Annotated in this window: 18 protein-coding genes; 8 read left to right on the top strand and 10 right to left on the bottom strand. The window is 55.6% G+C overall.

Annotated features, from left to right (window positions below):
• The first annotated feature begins 24 nt into the window (after nt 1–24).
• Nucleotides 25–765 carry a CsiV family protein gene (locus ACN0RL_RS03990; protein WP_417513922.1) on the top strand — a complete coding sequence of 247 codons (741 nt, stop codon included), beginning with the start codon at nt 25–27 and terminating at the stop codon, nt 763–765.
• Here the strand turns inward: ACN0RL_RS03990 and ACN0RL_RS03985 are convergent.
• From ACN0RL_RS03985 to ACN0RL_RS03965, 5 genes are all read right to left on the bottom strand, one after another.
• Complete coding sequence (locus tag ACN0RL_RS03985) at nt 740–1,522, bottom strand: S-methyl-5'-thioinosine phosphorylase (RefSeq protein WP_417513920.1); 783 nt, start codon at nt 1,520–1,522, stop codon at nt 740–742. The genes ACN0RL_RS03990 and ACN0RL_RS03985 overlap by 26 nt on opposite strands.
• Complete coding sequence (locus tag ACN0RL_RS03980; protein ID WP_417513918.1) at nt 1,522–2,805, bottom strand: mechanosensitive ion channel family protein; 1,284 nt, start codon at nt 2,803–2,805, stop codon at nt 1,522–1,524. Before ACN0RL_RS03980 ends, ACN0RL_RS03985 begins: the two co-directional genes overlap by 1 nt.
• Nucleotides 2,806–2,838: 33 nt before the next feature.
• Entirely contained in the window at nt 2,839–3,303 is a 465-nt protein-coding gene (locus tag ACN0RL_RS03975) for a L,D-transpeptidase family protein (protein ID WP_417513944.1), read from the bottom strand.
• Nucleotides 3,304–3,394: 91 nt separating this feature from the next.
• Nucleotides 3,395–4,072 carry a TetR/AcrR family transcriptional regulator gene (locus ACN0RL_RS03970; RefSeq protein ID WP_417513916.1) on the bottom strand — a complete coding sequence of 226 codons (678 nt, stop codon included), beginning with the start codon at nt 4,070–4,072 and terminating at the stop codon, nt 3,395–3,397.
• A 60-nt stretch (nt 4,073–4,132) separates the two neighbouring features.
• Nucleotides 4,133–4,990: a hypothetical protein gene (locus tag ACN0RL_RS03965; RefSeq protein ID WP_417513914.1), complete on the bottom strand. Its 858-nt coding sequence runs from the start codon at nt 4,988–4,990 to the stop codon at nt 4,133–4,135.
• A 181-nt stretch (nt 4,991–5,171) separates the two neighbouring features.
• Here ACN0RL_RS03965 and ACN0RL_RS03960 point away from each other — a divergent pair, with 181 nt between their 5' ends.
• On the top strand, nt 5,172–5,816 hold the full coding sequence (locus ACN0RL_RS03960) for a riboflavin synthase subunit alpha (protein ID WP_417513912.1): 645 nt from the start codon (nt 5,172–5,174) through the stop codon (nt 5,814–5,816).
• Here ACN0RL_RS03960 and ACN0RL_RS03955 read toward each other — a convergent pair.
• From ACN0RL_RS03955 to ACN0RL_RS03940, 4 genes are all read right to left on the bottom strand, one after another.
• On the bottom strand, nt 5,765–6,919 hold the full coding sequence (locus tag ACN0RL_RS03955; protein ID WP_417513910.1) for a class I SAM-dependent methyltransferase: 1,155 nt from the start codon (nt 6,917–6,919) through the stop codon (nt 5,765–5,767). The two genes, ACN0RL_RS03960 and ACN0RL_RS03955, sit on opposite strands and share 52 nt — an antisense overlap.
• A gap of 193 nt (nt 6,920–7,112) precedes the next feature.
• The gene (locus ACN0RL_RS03950) at nt 7,113–8,177 is read right to left on the bottom strand and encodes a methyltransferase (protein WP_417513908.1); all 1,065 of its coding nucleotides are present in this window, start codon (nt 8,175–8,177) and stop codon (nt 7,113–7,115) included.
• A gap of 54 nt (nt 8,178–8,231) precedes the next feature.
• Nucleotides 8,232–8,912 carry a carbonate dehydratase gene (gene can, locus ACN0RL_RS03945; protein WP_417513906.1) on the bottom strand — a complete coding sequence of 227 codons (681 nt, stop codon included), beginning with the start codon at nt 8,910–8,912 and terminating at the stop codon, nt 8,232–8,234.
• An 83-nt stretch (nt 8,913–8,995) separates the two neighbouring features.
• Nucleotides 8,996–13,885 carry an NAD-glutamate dehydrogenase gene (locus tag ACN0RL_RS03940; RefSeq protein WP_417513904.1) on the bottom strand — a complete coding sequence of 1,630 codons (4,890 nt, stop codon included), beginning with the start codon at nt 13,883–13,885 and terminating at the stop codon, nt 8,996–8,998.
• 130 nt (nt 13,886–14,015) lie between these two features.
• On the opposite strand from ACN0RL_RS03940, the gene ACN0RL_RS03935 reads away from it, so the two are divergent.
• From ACN0RL_RS03935 to ACN0RL_RS03910, 6 genes are read left to right on the top strand one after another with little or no spacing between them, the layout of a single operon-like run.
• Nucleotides 14,016–14,978: an AAA family ATPase gene (locus ACN0RL_RS03935; RefSeq protein WP_417513902.1), complete on the top strand. Its 963-nt coding sequence runs from the start codon at nt 14,016–14,018 to the stop codon at nt 14,976–14,978.
• An 8-nt stretch (nt 14,979–14,986) separates the two neighbouring features.
• Nucleotides 14,987–15,919, top strand: a complete 933-nt coding sequence (locus ACN0RL_RS03930; protein WP_417513900.1) for a DUF58 domain-containing protein — start codon at nt 14,987–14,989, stop codon at nt 15,917–15,919.
• A complete protein-coding gene (locus tag ACN0RL_RS03925) occupies nt 15,916–16,386 on the top strand; it encodes a DUF4381 domain-containing protein (protein ID WP_417513898.1) in 471 nt (156 codons plus the stop codon). Before ACN0RL_RS03930 ends, ACN0RL_RS03925 begins: the two co-directional genes overlap by 4 nt.
• Entirely contained in the window at nt 16,380–17,408 is a 1,029-nt protein-coding gene (locus tag ACN0RL_RS03920; protein WP_417513896.1) for a vWA domain-containing protein, read from the top strand. Before ACN0RL_RS03925 ends, ACN0RL_RS03920 begins: the two co-directional genes overlap by 7 nt.
• Complete coding sequence (locus tag ACN0RL_RS03915) at nt 17,401–19,206, top strand: VWA domain-containing protein (protein WP_417513894.1); 1,806 nt, start codon at nt 17,401–17,403, stop codon at nt 19,204–19,206. The genes ACN0RL_RS03920 and ACN0RL_RS03915 overlap by 8 nt, the downstream gene beginning before the upstream one ends.
• Entirely contained in the window at nt 19,200–20,954 is a 1,755-nt protein-coding gene (locus ACN0RL_RS03910; RefSeq protein ID WP_417513892.1) for a BatD family protein, read from the top strand. The genes ACN0RL_RS03915 and ACN0RL_RS03910 overlap by 7 nt, the downstream gene beginning before the upstream one ends.
• Nucleotides 20,955–21,014: 60 nt before the next feature.
• Here the strand turns inward: ACN0RL_RS03910 and ccmI are convergent, their stop codons facing one another.
• Entirely contained in the window at nt 21,015–22,301 is a 1,287-nt protein-coding gene (gene ccmI / locus ACN0RL_RS03905; protein ID WP_417513890.1) for a c-type cytochrome biogenesis protein CcmI, read from the bottom strand.
• Nucleotides 22,302–22,338 lie beyond the last annotated feature (37 nt).

The raw sequence follows: 22,338 nt of genomic DNA, 5'->3' as shown, positions 1-22,338 counted from the left end.
GCTTGAATTAACTGGAGCAACCTCTTGCAGACTGATGGTAATCGCTTGTGCCGGCTATTGGCACGCACACTACTGACGGCTTTTTTGCTCACAACCGCCATGGCGGGCCATGCGCAACAAACGCCCGAAGACTATTACCGGGCGGAGTTCGTGATTCTGGAGCGCATAATAGATCCGGGCGCAGTTAATGAGCGGATGGTTAACCGTAAAGTGTCAGCGCCGGCAGAGACCAGCAAGGATCTTTACAGTGTAACCGGTGACGGCAACGTGATTTCATCGCTTAAACTCGCACCTCGCAACGAGCTTCACCTGGGGAGTGCGGCAAACCGCCTTGAAGCAAGCGGACGTTATCGAGTGCTTATGTCCGCAGGCTGGTACGAAGCTTTCCCGCCTGACTACAAGGGGCAGCCGCTGCGCGTCGAAATCGGAGACTGGCTGGCGCAGACAGGCCAGAGAGAGATTGAAGGAAATATCACTATTGATCGGCAACGCTACCTGCATGTCGCCGTCCATCTCAATCATTGGCAGGAAGCAAAAGTTACGGCTTCGCCGACAACTCAGGGCGACGCTGGTCAGGCGCCGGGAACCACTTCTGCCACTACCCCGGCAACAGGCGCAGAGTTGACGCTTCAGCCCGAGGTACCGCTGGAGCTACTCACCTGGATCCGCGAAACCCGCAGGATGCGGAGCGAGGAAATTCACTTTCTGGATTCCCCCACCATCGGCGTTCTTGTGTTCTTCAGGAAGGTTGAGGCAAATCAGTAAGGGCTCCCAAACCGGCCATCGAGACTTCAAGGATTCGTCTCACACCAGACATTCCCTGCTCGATGGCCAATTCGATTTCTTCCATGGTAATTATATGGTCTGACTTCCCGGCAGCACGGTTCACCACCAGGCCAAGGCACACGTACCGCATGCCCAGCTCAGCAGCCAAAGCAGCCTCCGGCATTCCGGTCATCCCCACCAGATCACAGCCGTCCCGCTCCATACGTCGTATTTCCGCCGCTGTTTCCAGTCTCGGGCCCTGGGTTGCGCCATAAACTCCAAACCCGGCAAACGCGACCTTTTGATCTGCTGCGGCCTGCACCAGAATGTGCCGGGCTTCCTGGTCGTAAGGCCAGGTAAAATCAATGTGGGTCACCTTTTCCAACTCGCCTTCAAAAAAAGTAGCCGCCCGCCCCCAAGTGTAATCAATAATCTGATCCGGGACCACAACGCAGGCGGGCCCCATATCCGGATGTATCCCGCCCACCGCATTCACGCCGATTACCGTGCGCACGCCAGCGTCGTAAAGCGCCTTGATGTTCGCCCGATAGTTCACCTCATGAGGCGGTATTCTATGGGGGTTGCCATGCCGGGACAGGAATATAACAGGCTGGCCATCGAGGCGCCCTTCAGTCAACTCGGACGACGGAGCACCCCATGGCGTCTCCAGGGTTCGCTTTCCTGAAATCTCCAGGCCCGAGAGAGTCGTCAGGCCTGTACCACCAATAATTCCAACGGCACCGCTGGTCTCAGACATCAATCTCCATCCTCTTCTCCATATCCCGCGTCGAGGGACTGCTCACCTTCGTCACCCGCCTGGGTGTCATGACGGCGGCTACGTTGGCGTTTGGCCGCGCCGTCTTTGCTGCGCGACGCCTGCTTTTTATCACCTTCCTTTTCATCTCCGGCTTGCTTGCCGCGCGTGTTTTCCCGCTCGGGAAGCTGGCTATCATCGCTGATATGCAAGGTTTGTGTCGGGAAGGCTACCTCGCCGCCGTGGCCGACAATAACGTCGCTGATTTTCAGAAGCACATCCTGCTTCACCTCGTGAAACCGAACCCACTGGGTGGTCTTGGTGAACGCGTAAACCATGATATCCAGCGATGAGTGATTGAAGGCCAGAAAATTCACAATCAGCGTCTGATTGCTATCAATATCCTCGTGCTTTTCAAGCATTGAGCGGATGTCTGCAACAATGGTTGCCATCTCACTGACATCCGCGTAACGGATGCCGATGGTCTCGGAGATGCGCCGGTTGGTCATGCGCGAAGGGTTTTCTACTGCGATGGTTGTAAACGTGGCATTGGGAACATAGAGAGGGCGCTTATCAAACGTCCGGATAGTCGTAAGCCTCCATCCAATCTGCTCCACGGTTCCCTCAATATTGCGATCTGGTGAGCGGATCCAGTCCCCGACTTTGAACGGCCGATCCAGATGAATAATAAAGCCACCGAAAAAGTTGGCCAGCAGGTCCTTGGCCGCAAAACCCACAGCGATACCACCCACACCACCAAAGGCAAGCACGCCCGAAAGACTATAACCCAGCGACTGCAAGCTGATCAGCACGGCCGTAATAAGCACCACCGCTCTGGAAAGTTTGCTGATAGCATTGACGGTGGTGTAATCCATCGGCTTTTTCATTTTTACGGGGGAGACGAGAATACTCTCCACTTCTTTGATCATCCTGAGCACGGCCCAGACAAAGATAAAAATGAAACCTACCTGAAGCACCGTCTCGTTAGCTTTGAAGATCTCTGCCGATGAATAATGGTGCGCGACTTCAGCGGCCCAATAAACCCCCTGAAGCCAGACAAACGCCACAACCGGAGCACGGGTGGCATGAAGCAGCGAGTCATCCCAGATGTTGCTGGTTTTCGAAAACTTACGCTCCAGAGCGCCGATAACATGGCTGGCAATGTAGGCTATCGTAGCAGTGCCGAACACCAACGCGAATACCACGATACTCACGCGCCAGGCCTCAGAAAGCACCCCAAAGTTCTCGATCCAGCCGTTCAGCGTGGACATCATTTCGCCAATCATCGGAATCCTCTAATCACTGTTATCAATCTGGTTTCAACGGATCATAACCGGCATACCCGACCGGACGCACTTGAACAGCTCTATCACATCGGCATTACGCATACGAATGCACCCATGCGAAAGGGCCAGCCCCATGGGTTCTGTATCAGGAGTACCATGTATATATATGAAACGACGGAAGGTATCGACACCCGCGCCACGATTTTTCCCCGATTCCAGACCGCAAAGCCAGAGGATGCGACTCAGGATCCAGTCGCGGCCGGGGTGCCTGGCCGCAAGTTCCGGACTGTAGATCTCGCCGGTGGGACGGCGAGCACGAAAAACGGTATTGGCTGGGAGCCCGGAACCCACCATGGCGCGGATGTAGTGTTCACCTCTGGGTGTACAACCACTGCCATCCAGCTCACCCGCGCCATTAAGCGCAGTAGACACTGGATAGCGCACAATGACGCCCCCGCTGACATCGAGCACAGACAGGCTCTGGTCATCCAGGCTGATGTCGATTGAACAGGCACTGCGGTTGCGTTGGTTCAAAACGGGTCGGGCTCCCTCCGGGACAGAGGGGGAAGCCTAACCGAGAGGGTGCAAGTCAGGCAACCGGGATCTTGATGGGTGCGGAAGGAACAAGCATTGCATCCTGCGCCTGCATGCCGGCTGCAAGGAAGGGCACTAGCCGAGCGGCAATTTCCTGCACCGTGGTTTCTACGCCCAGTTTATTACGCAGAATATCCTGCAGGGCATCGCTGCTGGACATGGTGAACGCCGTAGCGCCCAGCATGAACTGAATGCGCCAGTAACGATCTACGGCAGAAAGCTGTGGCGTGGCTCCCTTCAAAAGCCGCATGAAGCGACTGAAAGGCTGGCTGTACTCCTGCTCGAGAAACTTGCGTAAATGCCCTTGTGACTGGGTGTATGCCAGCCCAAGCAGCCGCATAAAAATCGAAATACCCTTTTCATTTCGCTGAGGCATGCGAACGGCACTCTCAGTGAGAGCCCACAGAGTCTGGTTCAATGTTGGGGGTGTGCCTTCACAACGAGCTTCCAGCTCATCAAATGCGTTTTCAAGCGTCGCTGAAAACGGCGTCAGAAAACGGCCGAAGACCGCATGGATCAGGGCGTTTTTGGAACCAAAGTGGTAATTAACGGCGGCCAGGTTTACTCTGGCCTTGCTGGTAATCATCCGCAATGAAGTCTCTGAAAAACCACGCTCAGCGAACAATTCTTCTGCGGCATCAAGAATTCTGTCAACAGTATCTGACTGGGCCATTTTATTTTCAGTGCCTCTAGCAAACGTCTGTTTGAAACATACGTTTGAAGCACATTTATGTCAAGTTCTCTCCTCCGGCTCCGCAACCGCCTTCTGCCAGCCGCGGTCGATGGCATTCTGATTACCTTCGAAAAAAGCTGCCTGAACCCGACCATAGGCCTTTTCCGCTTCAAGAAGATAAATCAGATAAACCCTGACATGCTCACGCCGGGACAGCGCACGGGGTAAAGCTTTCTGCTCGGACAAACGCAAAAGCCTGCTGAACCGGGTATTTTTCAGGGCGGGATTAAAGTCTGCCATGCGGGCACACTGCCAGATCAGCCCCTCTTTACCCTCCAGGTGCTCAGCGTGTTTCCGGGCATCACGCATCATACGCTGTCGCCTGATCAGTAAATCAAGATAGGACGGCTCCGACGTGTAAATCCGACGAACGGCAGGAACACCCAGCAACAGGATAATGACAAAGGCACCAAACCCGCCTCCCGCAACCCAGGCAGGCACAAAACCTGTCAGCCCGCTCAGAAATATAATGGCAGCCACCAGCGCACTGAATATCAACAGGTCGCGACTTCGCCGGGCAGATGCAACGCTGAAGTTATCGGGCCAGTCGTTCATTGCCAGCAAGTCAAAATCCATCAGCAACACGCGATCACACTGACGCAGCATCAGCCTCAGCGTTCGCTGGCGGGATTCGGCCTGAACCGGATCGGCGCTCTGTGCTTCAACCTCCCCGGCCAATCTGCTTCCTGTATTCGCAGGCACCTCTGTTTGCGGGGCGGGGGCCGGGGCAATCGTGTTTTCCTGATTTCCATCTGGCTTTGCACCGGCAGGGACAGGGTCAGCCGACCGCCCGGGGCGCAATACAGCACCCTGCGCGGCACCCGTTAGAGTTTCTGCAGCATTCTGATTCTGAGCCATGACGGAATATCCAGTGCGTTATGGAATCTCTATAAAAGAATCTGTTAAGAAATGTATCGGCAGGCTTGCCAGGATCTTGAATTATGATCTTTCCGTTTGCATTTCCCGCAGCCGAACTTGGCAACGGCAACCTTGCTCGTTATCCTTTCCATCCGTTTTTTCCCGCTATAGAGGCCACCTTATGTTCACCGGTATTGTTCAGGGTATTGCCGTTGTTGAAGATGTTACCGCTGCAACCGGATTGAGTACGTTTGCAATCCGCTTGCCGGATAACAACGCAGAAGGCGTGAACATTGGCGCATCGGTAGCGATCAATGGCACCTGCCTTACCGTTACCCGCCAAACCGGCAACACACTGTTTTTCGATGCCATGCAGGAAACCTTGAGGCTGACAACGCTTGGCGCCCTGGAGTCCGGACACAACATCAATTTTGAACGGGCAGCGCGGATTGGCGATGAAATTGGTGGCCATTTGCTGTCGGGACACATTCACACAACCGCAACCGTGGTTGAAATACTGCGGCCCGAAAACAATGTGACTATATGGTTTGAAGTGCCAGGCGACTGGGCTCGCTACATCTTTGCCAAAGGCTACATTGCGATCAATGGAGCGAGCCTGACGATTGGTGAAGTGGATGGTAACCGGTTCAACGTTCACCTGATCCCAGAAACGTTGAGAGCCACCACCTTTGGTGCAATTGAAGAGGGTATGAAGGTTAATATCGAAATCGACAGCCAGACGCAAACCATCGTGGATACGCTGGCGCGACTGGGTTATGACAGCCAGGCTTCGAAGACGACAAACCTGGGATCAGAGTCCAGCTGACGGACGTGCGGAAAGAAACGCCGCAAGCTTCGGTGATAACCAAGATGCCGGTTGCCCACCATAACCAGGCGACCGGTCTCAGTCAGATTCTGCGACGCCTGCTCAAACAGCCGCAGAGCGATATGGTCACCTACCACACCCCCTTCGTGGAACGGTGGATTTAACAGTATTCGGTCAAACGGCCCATTGCCTGCGGCAATCCCGTCCGCATGCAGGAACAAGGCCCTGGCACCGGGAAACGCTGCCTCAGTGTTGCTGCGGGCACTCAGAACAGCCTGGCTGGACACATCGCTGAAAATCACCTCAATATCGGGCCGCATTGCCAAAGCGCTCAAACCAAGCACACCGTTGCCGCAAGCCAAATCCAGCACCCGGGCACCCGCATGGCAGGGCTTCAGGGTGGGCTTCAGGTGCGGCAGCATCAACCGGGTGCCGATATCCAGCTTTTCCCGCGCAAACACTGCGGGCATGGCGGCGACGCGAAGCTCTCCGCCTTTTAGTCTGCTTTCCAGTTCGTAGCCCTTCCACGTGCCGGCCCAGCCTTTAAGCGTCGCCTCACCGCGGCCACAGGTCATCATGCGAGCCTTTTTTACGGCGCGGCTCACGCTCTGAACCTCCAAAGCTGCGGCAAAAACGTCCACACTGCGATCTGGCAGGTGTTTGATCATCCCTGCCGCCAGTATTGTCCCACCGGGCTTGATCGCACCATTAGCCCAGCGCAGGAGCCACGCAAGATAGTCGGCTTCGCGAGGAATTTTCAGGAGAATCAGATCATAAGACTTGTCAGGCGGCTGCAGCCAACTGTATACCTGCTCTGGTGCCGCACAGCCCGGGTTCTGCCGCGCATTCACTATCAGTGCACCGCTTAGCTGAGCTCCATCAGCGACCACATCCGGTGCAAACCGGGACAACGCCAGCGTCAATGCGCCGTACTGGTCATCCACAACCAGTACCCGGGCGTCTGGCGCCGCTTTCAGACGGCTACATGCATCCTGCAAGATCAGTTCGTCCGCAGCATTCCAGGCACGCAAGCTCGGATCGTCTGTACCGGGACGGCTAAGAACAAGGCTACCACAGGGAAAATCCAGCACAGCGGTTGTCATATCGGGCATCCAGAGGGGATTTCACTTTAAAGATGCCATTTTAGGCTGATTACTCTAAAAAATAACCCTATCGTTAACCCTGTTCACTTTAAGAAGGTCTTCTTGAGGAGGGCTGTTCTTAAACACTTTCGCGGTTAGCTCCGTTTTTTCCGGAAGCGAACCTTTTGCCCCTCTACCCCAGGGGCTTTTTTCGTTATTGGCCTCTGAATGAGCGGTAAACAGTAAAACGCCCGTCTTCTCTAACACGCTCAACGCGCCCTATGTAGCGTTTGATCAGAGCCTCATAAGGCAGAAAACTGTTTGCCACTAATCGCAACTCGCCACCCGGCTGCAAATGGCGCTTCACGTCCTGAAGAAACTGCTCCGTCATGGATGTATCGGTTTTCACACCGGTATGAAAGGGGGGATTGCTGATAATTGCTGGCCAGGAGCCGTCAATACCAGCGAGGCCGTCAGACGCGAAAATCGTTCCGGCTGAGTTCGCACGCCGGTAGGTTTCCCGCGCACAGATAACCGCCTGAGACTGGACATCCACACCGTCAACGCTGGCAACGGGCTTTTCCTGCGCGCGCTGGTGCGCCTGAATCCAGGCACCGATAACGCCCGCACCACAGGCAAAATCCAGCAACCGGTCAGCGCGAACCGGTTGCTCTGCAAGAGTTTCCAGCAACATCCGGGTTCCATTGTCCAGGCCATCCTGGCTGAAGATGCCCGGCAGGCCGGCAACGTCGACGGATATCCCCGAACACTCGATTCTGCTCCAGCCCAGCCAGGCCTCAACCCGGAACCCGGGTGCAGGCTCAATCGCTTCTGCACACCAGACCTGGCAATGGCGTGCGCTGTCGACCTTGAAGGCCTGCGGGGCAACCGATCTAAGCTGTTTGATGGCGCCCGCAATACCTTCCTTTTTTTCGCCGACCAGCACCAATCGGGCACCCTCAGACGCCAGCGAGAGCGCCAGTGCCAGGCGCATTTCCAGCTCGGCGCGGGCTTTGGGCAAAAATACCACCACGCTGTCGAAGCTGTTATCAGCCAGCACCGGGTCATCATAACCAAAGCAGGCCTGCCACTTTTCATGCTGAGCCAACGCACGAAAAACACCCGCGTGCTCACTCATGGCAAGGCCGCTAAAAGGAAGTTCTGGCAGCAGGTACGCCGATGCGACACCCAACAAAGCCAGCCGGCCGGACAACAGGTGCTGGTTTCTAAGCAGCGCCTGATGGGAATTAGGTAAGCCGGAGCCAGTTATACTCTGCATGGATTGGCCAGATAACACCTGTAAGGATTGGAAAGCGCCGTATTGCGGTGAAGACTAGACTTTTTTCTGACGACCAGAACGAACAGGGCGCAATACCAGCTCATCCAGACTGTTCTGCTTGATCTGCTCCCAGTCTTCAGCTCCGGAAACCGACAAGCCCATGTCCCGGAGTATGCCGTCTGCCAGGTCATATACGAAACCGTGAACATTCAAGCGCTGGCCACGCTTCCATGCTTCCTGAACAATGCTGTTCTGACACACATGCCCCACCTGCTCAATAACATTCAGCTCGCAAAGCCGATCAGCCTTGTCAAGTTCATTGTTACAGACACTCAGCACGGACTGATGGCGATCCCGAACATCCTGTACATGCCTCAGCCAGTTACTGATCAGGCCAAAACCCTCATTGCGCAGAGCAGTTCTGATACCACCGCAGCCATAATGACCAACAACAAGAACATGCTTGACTTTCAGCACCTCGATGGCGAATTGCAAAACGGACAGGCAGTTGAAATCTGTGTGAACCACTACGTTAGCAACGTTACGGTGCACAAAGAGCTCGCCCGGGGGCATATCCACAATCTGGTTCGCCGGCACACGGCTGTCCGCACAGCCAATCCAGAGGTATTCCGGCGCTTGCTGATTAGACAGGCGATGAAAAAACTGCGGATCCTCGGCCTTGATACCCTCAGCCCAGGCCCTGTTTTTTTCAAGAAGATGGTCAAGTTGACCCATTAAAAGTCTCCAATTCGTGATTCCCGGTCACGATTGAACGGGAATCACGGCGTTAACGCAATACTCAGTTTGTCTGAATCAGGTCATGAAGACGTTTCAGACGGGCTGTCACTGTGGGGTTGATGCAGCGTACTCTGCGCCAGATCCAGCAGCTCCCGTAATGCAACCGAGAACATGGCGTATTCCGGTTCTCTTACACTCTTGAGCTCGAGCAGCATGGTTTTCCAACGTTCGATCATGTGATCGTGACGCTGCAGCCACCCCTCGACGCAGGCCGGCACATCTTCTGGCTTCGTGGCCAGATTGAGTACGCCGCTGGTCAGAGCGCGTTGTTGCCAGTCCAGATCCTCACGGAAGCTCTCCCGCGCCAGAGCCTGCCAATGCGATGCTGGCGTAAGCCTGGCAATCGCGGAGGCAAACCAGTTCAGATCAAGACGGTCACCGAGCTCATAATAAAGATTGGCTACGGTTTTCAGCGGCATGCCCGAAGCTTCCTGAGCTTCAATAATACCCAGCGACGAATACAGATATCCTGTCCCGGACGCAACAGAGGCCAGCTCCGCCGGCAGCCCGACTCCAGTCAGCGCTTCATTGCGTTTTTCCCAATCAGTGCGGGCCTGGTCACCCAAATACTCCCGCAAGCCTGAGGTGATCGCCCAGACACTGTCAGCAAAACGCTCCATATGGCTCTGAATGCTCAGCTCTGCCCGGCGATTACGCAGCAACCACCGCACAGAGCGGCGCATCAGGCGCATAAGGTCTCGCATCAACTCCATCTGCAGCTGCGCCGGAATATGGAAGTCGAGATCTTCAATCTTGTCCCACCAGTTATCAATCCGGAAGACATCCCGTGTGATCAGCCAGGCCAGCGCAATAGATGCGGCATCTGCACCTGTGGACTGGTGCAGTCGCTCCACAAAGGTAATGCCCATATGGTTAACCATATCGTTGGCAATCTGCGTGGCAATAATCTCCCTCCGCAGCTGATGCTCACCGAGCTCTTTCGAGAACTTCTGAGTCAGATCACGAGGGAACACTTTGTACATTTCACGGGCAAGCAGTGGATTGTCCGGCAGGCTGCTGTCGATCAGAGTCTGTTTAAGGTCGCCTTTGACATAGGAAATGAGAACCGACAGCTCAGGCCGGGTCAGCCCTTTCTTGTTCAACTTGCGCTCAGACAAGGTTTCATCATCCGGCAGGAATTCCAGAGACCTGTTTAGCTTGCCTTCGCTTTCAAAGGTATTCATCAGTCTGCGATATTCCTCAAGGCGCGTTGCGGCATCCTCGTTGGCAATACTGATGGCCTGGGTTTGACGGTAGTTGTTCTTGAGCACAAGCGCAGCCACGTCATCTGTCATTTCTTCCAACATGACATTGCGTTGCTTGGAGGTCAGATCTCCCATTGCAACCGCGCGATTGAGCAGAATCTTCATATTGACTTCATGGTCCGAGCAATCAACACCGCCAGAGTTGTCAATGAAGTCGGTATTCAACCGTCCGCCCTTCAGGGCATAGTCAATGCGCCCCAACTGGGTCATACCCAGATTACCGCCCTCACCTACAATCTTGCAGCGCAGCTCTCCGCCATTGATGCGCAGACCATCGTTGGCCTTGTCTCCCACATCACTGTGGGATTCGCTGCTGCCTTTGATGTATGTGCCGATACCGCCAATCCAGAGCAGATCAACCTGAGCTTTCAGGATGTGCGAAATCAGCATGTTCGGAGGTACCCGGTCAGAATTGATACCCAGCAACTTCTTGATTTCCGGGCTCACCGGTATGGATTTCGTGTTACGGTTGAATACGCCGCCGCCTTTGGATATCAGCTTGGTATCGTAATCGGTCCAGGCCGAGCGAGGCTTCTCGAACAGCCGTTTGCGTTCCTTGTAGCTCCTGGCCGCATCCGGTGATGGGTCCACAAAGATGTGGATGTGATTGAACGCTGCCACCAGGCGGGTTTTCTCAGAGCTCAGCAGGCCGTTCCCGAACACGTCCCCTGCCATATCGCCAATGCCGATAGCCGTAAACTCGTCCTCCGCCGGGTTAACACCCAACTCACGGAAGTGTCGCTCAACAGAGACCCAGGCGCCCCGTGCAGTAATGCCCATCTTTTTGTGGTCGTAGCCATTACTGCCGCCGGAGGCAAAAGCGTCGCCCATCCAGAAGTTGTATTCTGCTGCCAAACCATTGGCGATATCCGAAAATGTCGCCGTGCCTTTATCTGCCGCAACAACCAGATAGTGATCATCCGAATCATGGCGAACAACACGCTCGGGCGGCTGAATGCCGGCATCTACCAGGTTATCGGTAATGTCGAGCAGGCCCCGGATAAACGTCTTGTAGGCGGCGATGCCTTCAGCCTGAAACGCTTCGCGGTCTGAGGAGTCCGGCAGTCGTTTGGCAACAAAGCCACCTTTTGCCCCGACAGGAACGATTACCGCGTTCTTGACCTGCTGGGCCTTCACAAGGCCCAGAACCTCGGTGCGATAGTCCTCAAAGCGATCTGACCAACGCAGGCCGCCCCGGGCAACCTTGCCACCCCGCAGATGAACACCCTCAACACGGGGCGAATACACAAATATTTCGTATACCGGCAGCGGCAGCGGCATATCCGGAATTCCGGAAGGATCAAACTTCACGCTGATATAAGGTTTGGGTCCGCCAGCTTCATCGTGCTGATAGTAGTTAGTGCGCAGAGTAGCCTGCATCAATTCCAGGTAGAGGCGAAGCACACGGTCTTCACTGAGGTTTTCCACCTCTTCCAGCCCCGCATTGAATTCGATTTCCAGTTTCTGCTGGGCGGCCTGGCTTTTGCCAGCACTCTGAAAACGGTCCGGATTGAAACGTACCTCAAAGTACTCCAGCAAAATCCTGGTGAGCTCAACGTGATTCACCAGAGTATTGGAGATAAATGTCTGGCTGTTGGAAAAGCGAATCTGACGCATATAGCGGGCATAGGTCCGTAACAGCGCAATTTCCCGCCAGCTCATGTAGGAAGTAACCAGCATGCGGTTAAAGGCGTCATTTTCCGCTTCGCCGTACCACACCCGATGGAACAGCTCCTCGAAAATCGGCCGGATCTGGTGGATATCCACGACCTTGCCGCTGTAGGCGTAGAGGGTGAAATCATGTATCCAAACGGTTTTGTTGTTGCGGTCGGTTACTTCAAACGGATGTTCCCCCAGAACGCGGAAACCGAGATTGTCAAAGATAGGCATCACATCAGAGAGCGGCAACTGCCCATCGGGATAGAACAATTTGAAATGCAACGTGCTTTCATCTTCTTCCAACGCCCGGTAGAAGCTCATTGTCAGGTCTTGGCGAGTCGAAGCCGCCGAAATGTGCTCGAGATCAATAGCCGCCCGGCGCGCAGAGAACATCTCTGTGTAGCTCGCAGGGAAACCTGCGGCCCAGAGCCGATAAAGCTCATTACCTTCCTCTTCACCGTAGGTCTCGCTCAGGGCGCTGGCAAGACCGTCGCGCCACGACTGAGCCATCTCGATGACTTTTTCCCGGATTTCAGCAATCGGCAACTTGCGGTTTTCAACCTGGCGTACACGGATGGTGAACTGGACCCGGGCCAGTACAGACTCCGAAAAATGTGTAACAAACTCGATATCTTCAGCTTCCAGCCGGTCCAGAAGCACTTGCTCCACCTTTAAACGAAGCTCGGTGTTGTAGATATCCCTCGGGAAAAACGCGAGACAGGTAACAAACTGGCCGTAAACATCTTCGCGCATAAACAGCTCAATGCGGCGTCGCTCCTGTATGTACAGGATACTTTTCGCCACATCCAGCAACTCATCATCGGCGATCTGGAACAGTTCGTCGCGGGGGTAAAGCGTGAGAATCTGTTCCAGCTCCTTGCCCGCGTAATCCGCACGCAGAAAGCCGGAGCTTTTCATGACTTTCTGGAACTTGCGCTTGAGCAGTGGAATCTCGTCGGGGCGCTCATTGTAGGCCCGAGCCGTGTACAGGCCGAGGAAACGGCGTTCACCAACCACTTCGCCCTTCTTGTTGAACTTCTTGACGGCAATGTAATCCGGGTATGCAGGGCGATGAACCCGGGAACGCTGTGCAGATTTGGCGAAAATGAAAATATCATCAACCCGCGTCATCTCCTGACGTGTGCGCTGTGGCAGCTCATTAAGGCGCACCCGGTCTGGCCGTTCATTGTTTACGCGGAGAATGCCCAGCTCGGAATTTTCCACACGGCGAACCACCATGCCCGACTTGTCGCTGGCAAAGTCGTACTCGTCGTAGCCGAGAAAGGTGAAATGATCCTGCAGCAGCCAGCTCAGGAAGGCCTGCGCCTCTTCCTTTTGCTCGCTGCTGATCCCGGCAGTGGTGTTATCCAGTTCTTTGATGATTTCACTGACTTTATCGGTAACAACCGGGAAATCCGAAACTGCGATGCGCACCTCGTGCAAAACGGTTTGCAACGCCTGCTCCAGATCTTTCAGATCCTCCGGGCTGCTGTGCCTGTCGATTTCCAGAACAATGAAGGCTTCATAGGCAGAGGCAGAATCGCTTTTTTTGGTCGCCAGCAGTTTTTTGAGCTTACCGGTATTGTCACGCTCTACCTGAAGTATTGAGTGCTGGATCGAGTGCGTTCCGATTTCCCGCTGGTTAACAGCGATGCGCAGAGAATCAATCAGAAAAGGAATGTTCGGGTGCAAAATGAAGACCACGGTATGCGTGGACTGCCAGCCATCGCTCTCCAGGTCCGGGTTGAACACGGCAACAGGTGTTTCCTCGGCGCTGCGTTTCTGCAGAAACTGCCAGGCTGCAAGTGCTGCACCGTAGGTATCAGAAAGCCGTCGACTGATGAGTTCGTCAAGAGGAATGTGGGCATAATGCTGCTTTACAAACTCGCTGATTTTCCGGGCTTCGGCCTTGGCGATTTTCCTGGAAAACTCTTCAGCCAAAAGTTCAAAAAACTGATCTTTGCTGGCCACAGTCAGCGCATTCATGGGCGACCTCAAATAGTGTGAAATAAACGTAATAGGGATATCGTGAGATAAGCATAGTCAAACCCTTGATTTTTGCCGGCCAGACACCAAAACTGCGGCAACTACTTACCCACGAGAGCAATCGTTTCCAATGTCTTTACAGCATACGTTTGGTGAGTTACGAACACAGTTAGCGAAAAGGATTATCGGGCAGGAGAGACTGGTTGACCGTCTTCTCATTGCACTACTTGCCGATGGACACCTATTGGTGGAAGGTGCACCGGGACTGGCCAAAACCACAGCCATAAAGGCCCTGGCCGATCATCTGACCGGTGATTTTCATCGAATCCAGTTCACTCCCGATTTGCTGCCATCAGACGTAACCGGCAGTGAAATTTACCGCGCCGAGACAGGGCTGTTCGAATTCCAGCGCGGGCCGATTTTCCACAACCTGGTGCTGGCAGACGAAATCAACCGGGCACCGGCCAAGGTGCAATCTGCCCTGCTGGAGGCCATGGGTGAGCGCCAGGTCAGCGTAGGCATGCGCACCTTCCCGCTTGATCGTCTGTTCATGGTGATGGCTACCCAGAACCCTATTGAACAGGAAGGAACTTACCCTCTTCCCGAGGCCCAGCTTGATCGCTTCCTGATGCATGTGGTGATCGGTTATCCATCTGCGCAGGCCGAGCAGGCCATTCTTCACCTCGCCCGAAGCGATTATCGTCAGGGCCAGCCTGCCACTGATGTTCGCCTGACTGCCGATCAGGTATTTGAAGCCAGGACAGAAGTTGCGGACATTTTCATGGCCGAGCCCGTTGAGCAGTATCTGCTGGCCCTGGTGCTGGCAACAAGGGATCCGGGCGCTCTCGACCCCGAGCTGGCACGCTGGACGGCTTTTGGTGCCAGTCCGCGAGGCACCATTGCCCTTGATCGCTGTGCCCGCGCTATTGCCTGGCTTGACGGTCGGGACTATGTAACGCCCGATGATGTGCGCGCGGTAGCCTTCGATGTACTGCGGCACCGTATCCTGCTTACCTTTGAAGCCGAGGCTGAAGGCGTGACAGCCGACACTGTTATCGAGCGCCTGATTGCCCGTGTGCCAGTGAGCGCCTGAGGCTGGCTATGGACGTAACCGCCAGCGATGCAATAACCCGCATCAGCCTGCAGTCACTCATTCGCCTGCAGGCTGATGCAAGGGCGTTGAAACTGCCATCGGCACGCCCGACACGAGCGCGGCAGGCCGGGCTTCAGCACTCATCGCAGCGCGGGCGAGGCATGGCATTTGCGGAAGTGCGGCTTTACCAACCCGGAGATGACATCCGCAGCATAGACTGGCGCGTAACAGCCCGGCGCCAGGCACCCCACACCAAACTCTACGAAGAAGAACGGGAACGCCCGGTACTGCTGCTATGCGATCTTGGCCCCACCCTCTTCTTTGCCAGCACCGGTGCCTTCAAGCAGGTGCGCAGCGCTCAGCTTGCCGCCATTCTCGCCTGGCTCGCACTTTCAGTAGGCGATCAGGTTGGCGGCATTGTTTTTAACGGCGACACCCTGACCGTTCAACGCCCGGCACGGCGCAAAAAATCCGTGCTGCGGCTGCTGGATACGCTTGCCAGCCAGCAACACTCTTCTCTGGATGGCTCTGCGCCCGACATCACCCTTGATACCGCCCTTGCCGAAGCCCGCAGGGTCGCCCATACCGGCAGCCGGATCTTTGTCATCAGCGACTTTCTGAATATCTCCGAGAACACCACCTCTCTGCTTGGTGCGCTGGCCCGCCATAACAGCGTAAGTGCACTGCGGGTTGTCGATCCGCTGGAGCAGGAGTTGCCGCAAAGTGGCCGCTTTGCCATTGCGGGAGCCGAAGGCCCGGTCTGGTTTGATGCGTCCAACAAAAGCTTTCAACAGGCCTGGCAAGAAAAGATCACCCGCCATAAAGCAACACTTGCAGAGTGCTTCCGTTTATCCGGTGTGCGGGCAACCGATGTTTCAACTCGCGAGGCACCCGCTGTAAGTCTTCAATCCATACTTGGGCCCGGAGGGCGGATCGGATGATGCCAGACGATCCCCTTAGCCAACTCCGGGATATTCACCTGCCCCAAACCGGAGGTTTCTGGCCGCCGGCGCCGGGCTGGTGGATTCTGGCTTTTGCACTCCTTATCGCAATCGCGGTTCTGGCGTGGCTGGTGCGTCGACATTACCGCCGAAATCGCTGGCTGAGGCTTGCGAGGGCCGAGCTGGCCAGTCTTGAACGCACTGCATCAAAGGAATCACAGTGGTTTACTCAGCTGAACACGCTACTCAAACGATCCGCAAGAGAACGTTACCCGGAGGAGCATCCTGAAGCCCTTTCTGGCGAACAGTGGGCTGCCTGCCTGTTACGCCACCTCCCTGATGACCAGGTTTCACATCAGTTCATTGTCAAAGCCTTGGTAAACAGCCCCTGGCAGCAAGAACCAACGGCCGAACCTGATCAGGCTCTTGCCTTCGCCCGAACCTGGCTGGAGGCTCAAAAATGCTGAATCTTGCCTACCCATGGCTCCTGCTGCTGATTCTCGCGCCGGTACTTCTGCAGTGGCGAAAGCCGGCCGCACACACTGTGGATGCTCCGGTATTCCCTGTTGGTCACTGGCTCTCGGACCTGCCCGGTGTTACCCGCCAGGGCAATGCCGTGCCTCGCTGGCAAACCCTGGTCCTGCTACTTGCCTGGTCTTTACTCGTGCTGGCACTGGCAAGACCACAATATGTTGGTGAGCAGGTGCAGATGCCCGTAACCGGGCGCGACCTGATGTTGGTTGTAGACATCTCACCCAGCATGGAAGAGCAGGATATGATTATTCAGGGCCGCAGCATTAACCGTCTCCAGGCCGTCAAAAAAGTACTGAACGAATTCATAGCCCGCCGGCAAGGCGACCGGCTCGGCCTGATATTGTTCGGCACAGAGCCCTACGTCCAGGCGCCTCTTACATTTGATCTCGCCACACTTGAAACGCTTTTACAGGAGTCAGGCATTGGTATGGCCGGGCGAGCAACCGCCATTGGCGATGCCGTGGGCCTTGCCACCAAGCGCTTGAGAGACCGCCCCCAACAGCAACGCGTAGTTATTTTGCTTACGGATGGGGCCAACACCGCTGGTGAAATATCGCCCGACAAAGCCACTGAGATAGCCGCTGCCGCCAGCATTCGCCTCTACACTATCGGCATTGGAGCCGACTCCATGATCCAGCGAGGGCTCCTCGGCTCACGCCGGGTAAACCCCTCCAGAGACCTCGACGAAAACCTGCTGATCCGAATGGCACAACAAACCGGTGGGGAGTATTTTCGCGCCCGCAGCCTGCCAGAACTGGAGCTGATCTACGAAACCATCGACCAGCTGGAGCCCATCGAGCTGGAGGGCAAATTCTACCGACCGGTTACCGATCTGTTTTTCTGGCCTGCGGGCATTGCTGCGGCGCTGTGGCTGAGCCTTTTTCTTTTCCGACGCATCGCCGGCCGGCTGGCTGGAGTTCCCCAACCGGCAGACGGGAGCGTGAACCATGGCTGATTTTCACTTCCTTCGGCCATTCTGGCTCCTGCTGTTGCTGGCTGTGCCTGTGCTTTATCTGGTATTGAAAAGGAAGAACTCCGGCGACAGCGGTTGGTCCGGCCTTATCCCCGAGCAGTTTTTATCTCCAGTGATCCGACGCTACGGCGGCGCTGCAGACAAACGTGGATCAGCCCTTGTGCCCGCAATCAGCGCAGTGATTATCCTGGCTGTTGCACTCGCAGGGCCAGCATGGCGGGAAGCGCCCACACCCCTGAAAAAACCGGGGGACAGTCTGGTGATCGTGCTCGATCTCTCTCTTTCCATGCTGGCCACAGATATAGAACCTGACCGGCTTACCCGTGCAAAACGCAAGATCCGAGATATTCTGGCGATCCGTGATGGCAGCCTCACCGGGCTGGTGGTGTATTCAGGGGATGCACATGTAGTAGCGCCCCTGACTGACGACAGTAATACACTCACCGGCATGCTCAATGTACTCGACCCGATCATCATGCCGGTTCAGGGCAATCGTGCCGATCTTGCGGTTGCCAGAGCCAGGGCGCTTCTGGAGCATGGCGCGCAGGGCAAAGGCCGTATTCTGTTAATTACCGATGACGTGTCCGAACGCTACCGTGCCTCCATCAGCAACACCCTGGCTGGCACAGGATTCACCCTGAACACTTTGGCGGCTGGCACCCGGGACGGCGGCCCTATTCCCCTCGCCCGGCGTGGCTTTATCCGCGACAATGGCAACATTGTCATAACACGAACCGACCCGGATATGCTGGCGGAACTTGCCCGCAGTAGCGGCGGCGCAAGCCATGAAATGACGCTGGATGACAGCGATATAGCTGCCCTGAACCTCAGCCCCGAAGAGTCAGACGAATGGCAGGACACAAACTCCGGGCTCGCCATAGACCGCTGGAAAGACGACGGTTACTGGCTGCTATGGCTGGCACTGCCTTTGTTATTGCTGGGCTGGCGCCGCAGCGCCTTTACCGCGATGGCCCTGCTACTCCTTCCGGCGATACCACAACCCGCAGCAGCCCTGGACTGGGGTGGCCTCTGGCAACGGGAGGATCAAAGAGCAGCAGAACTGATCAGTGAAGATCCTGGAACAGCCGCGAACATGCTTGAATCACCCGAATGGCGAGGTTCTGCGCTTTACCGGGCTGAACGCTACGATGAAGCAGTGGAAGCTTTCTCGGGCGCAGACACCCCCCTCGCGCACTACAATCGCGGCAATGCCCTCGCCCGGGCGGGCAAGCTGGAGGAAGCCCTCGAAGCCTATGACAAAGCCATCGATCGCAACCCGGAAATGGAAGATGCCCATGTAAACCGGCAGCTTGTGGAAAATCTGCTCGAACAACAGGAGCAGAATTCGGAACAGGATCAGAACAGCAGCGATCAAAATTCTTCGGATTCCAACGAGGGAGAAGGCCAGCAACAGGAGCCCAACTCTGGTTCACCCGGCGACAGTCAGAACCAGGATCAGAACACGCCTCATAGTTCTGACGAAGAGCCTGGACAGGCCCCGAGTAGTGACCAGTCCCGGGAGCAAAACGCCGAGCAGAAAGAATCCGGCGAACATGAGCCGGCCTCCGAAAAGGAAAGTAATCAGGCAAGCGGAGGCGCAGAAGCCGGAAAAGAAGAAGCTCAGGCACCGCCACCCATATCCGAAACACCTCTGACCCAGAGCCAGGAGCAATCGCTGCGAAGGGTGCCAGATAATCCGGGCGGCCTTCTACAGCGGAAATTTCTGCAGCAGTATCAGGAACGCCAGACACCATCTGATGAGGGCGATACACCATGGTAAAACGATTCATCATTCCAACAATCTGGCTGACATTAATGATGGTGCTTGGATTGACAGCACATGCGGGTGAACTCACTGCCGAAACAGACCGAACCCGGCTTTACGAGGGTGAAGTGCTGACACTGACGGTAAAGGGCACCACAAAAATCGATATCAACCTGAGTAACCTTTTTGATTTTGATATCTCGAGCCTGCCCTCACCGGATATTGAAAAAGTGTCTCCGGACTTTGAAATACTTGCCCGCAATCAGCAGTACAGCATTCGCACAGTAAACGGCGATATGGTGGGAGAAATCACCTGGACATACCAGCTTGCACCCAGATCAACCGGGGAGATAACCATCCCGGCGCTTACCTTCAAGGATTCCGTATCCCGCCCGGTAACCATAGAAGTAGTCGACGGCAACCCTCCAGGCCAGCCCAGCGCCAATCGTGACATTTTCATAGAACTAACTGCAGACAAGGCGGAAGTCTACGTTCAGGAGCAACTTATACTGACAGTGAGGCTATTCTTCCGGGGCAATCTTATCCGCGGCGAGCTGTCTGACCCCCAGCACCCCAATGCAATCATAGAAAGCCTGGGTAAGCAGCGCGAGTTTTCCAGTGATCGCGATGGTGCCCGGTACAGGGTGGTGGAACGACACTATGCGCTGTTTCCGCAAAAACCCGGGGTTCTGAACCTGCCTGCCATTCGTTTTGAAGGCCAGACCAGAGATCCCGATGGTTCACTCAGGTTCTTGCGAGACAGCGCCGAGTTGTTTGAGGTACCCGTTAAAGATGTGCCAGCAGAGTTCAGCGGCTCCACCTGGCTTCCGGCTACCAGCCTCAGCCTTGCAGAAGCCGGCATGCCGTCAACCCTGGACCTGACAACCGGGGACAACCTCACTCGCACACTCAGCCTGCAGGCAATCGGCCTACCTTCGGAGGCTCTGCCTCCCTTGCCAGACTCTGTGCCGGACGGACTGCGCAGCTATCCAGAGGAACCCCAACGCAACACCAGCGTCGGCCCGGATGGCATTACCTCATCCCTAACGCAAACCCGGGCCCTGGTTCCCGTTCAGGCTGGCAAGCTCATACTACCGACAATTCGTATTCCCTGGTGGGATACAGAATCCGACAGCGAAAAGGTCGCCGTAATTCCAGCCCAAACCCTGAATGTAACGTCAGCAGATGGTGCGGCCATGCCGCCCTCACCCATCACTGACAGCCAGGGAACGGCGACGGAAATCAGCAGCGAACAGGAGGCTCCAGAAATAAACGCTGTACCGGACAACAGCAGGTTCTGGCAATGGGTAAGCATCGTGCTGGCCGGAATCTGGGTTGTGACCATGCTGGCATGGTGGCGGAGTCGCAAAATCGTACCCCGGGTACCCGACAACAATGACTCTGCAGGTGCCAGAAACGAAGGAGTCTTGTTTGAGCAACTGCTGGATGCTGCAAGGGCAGGCAATGCTTCAACACCCGGGCTGCTGGTAGGCTGGGCAAACGAGCGTTGGCCCGGGCACAATTTGCGCTCCGCAAAGGATGTTTTTGCAGTTTGCCCGGCCGCTGATCTGGAACAGGAGTTCGACCGGTTACAGGCGCATCTTTTCAGTCGGAATCATTCAGGCGGCGAGATAAGCAATAAGACGTGGAATGGTAGCGCCCTGACAGACGCACTCAACAAGGCGAGGAGAAAGGCGAAAACGGGCGCTACCGCCTCAAAAACCGGTTTGCCGCCGCTCTACCCCGACAACCTTTCGGTGTAGGGTAAGGCCTGGCGGCAATTACAAGCGCCCGTGAAGCTCTATGAGCCGGTACCCGCTGGCTCAGTTAATCAGCTGCTGATCAATAACCAGCTCTATCGGTGAACCCGGAGCCCCGGAAACTGCAACAGGAGAGTCTGTAGTGCCCTGCCAGTCGCCGGGCTGTGCGTTAATATCGCCGGAGCGGGTCAGGCGAGCGGTAACAACCACTTCCTCTACGCCCGATATAACCGACTGTGGCGCCATCGCATGACGGTCATCCAGACGTATCTCTAAAGGCAATGCGCCCGCCGTTAATCTCACAACAGCCAAAGGCGGTCCGCTTTGGGTATTGGCAGCGCGGGCGAAGAGAAACAGCGTGGTATCTTCCGGGATGTCCTGCTTGAATGCGTCATCAAGCGTTACCCGCACGGTTACGCCTACGCTCTCCTGTTCAGTGTCATCGGATGGTGAGAGTGCGGAACGTTCAGCCGGTGGCTGTTCACCCAGGCGCGTGTATGCCTCCCTTATACCACCCTGAATAGAAGCCAGCTGCGGATGATCAGGAGCCACCGCCTGGATACGCTCCCAGTAACCGATTGCTTCACGATAATTACCCTGGCTGAATGAATGGATTCCCAAAAGCCCAAGCGAGTTAACTTCATCCGGGTTAAGCGCCCTCGCCTCTTCAATCGCCGACGTTACCGCATCGGTCATGGCACCCTGGCTGCGGAAAAACTGTGCCTGAGCCGCAAGGCCCAGAGCGACAGCCCGGGACCCGTCATCAGAGCTGACGCTATCAGCCAGCTGCCGGAATGCCCAGGCCGCGTCTTCATGCCGTTCGAGACGCATGTAGGTCTGGCCCAGCATGGCCCAGCCGTCCGGGTTATCTGGGCTGGCTTCAAGCCGCGCGCGCAATTGCTGCGTAAGCTCATTCATTTGCGCAGCACGCGCATCATCCGAATTGCCCAGTTCCTGCATGGCAACAAAGGCTTCAACTCTGTCCATTGCGCCCCACTCTTCATAAAGCAGAACTGTGGCCGCAGGAATCAGGAGTATTGAGAACAAAGCAACTGCCATGGCAGCCTTACGGCCAGGTACTGATTTGGCAGGGGCTTCGTTTTCCGGAACATCGTCCAGCATTGCGCCGGCAAGTTCGTCCCGAAGTTGTCCATAGGTTTCTTTATCGACAATGCCTGACTGATGTTCTTTTTCCAGCTCCTCCATCCGGCTGCGATACGCCATCAGGTTCTGGTTTCTTAGATCCGTCTGCTGCCGGGCGTCCCGGCGATGGAACATTACGGGATAAAGCACAAACGCCAGGGCAAAAATGATCAGTACCGTTGCGGCAATCCAGAAAGTTTCGGTCATGGAGATATCGTCACAAGTTCAAAATGAATAAAGCGGT

This window comes from Marinobacter sp., assembly GCF_048259445.1.
Classification (GTDB): domain Bacteria; phylum Pseudomonadota; class Gammaproteobacteria; order Pseudomonadales; family Oleiphilaceae; genus Marinobacter.
The sequence above is the reverse complement of the archived record's forward strand: the minus strand, read 5'-3'. Positions and strand labels throughout refer to the sequence as shown.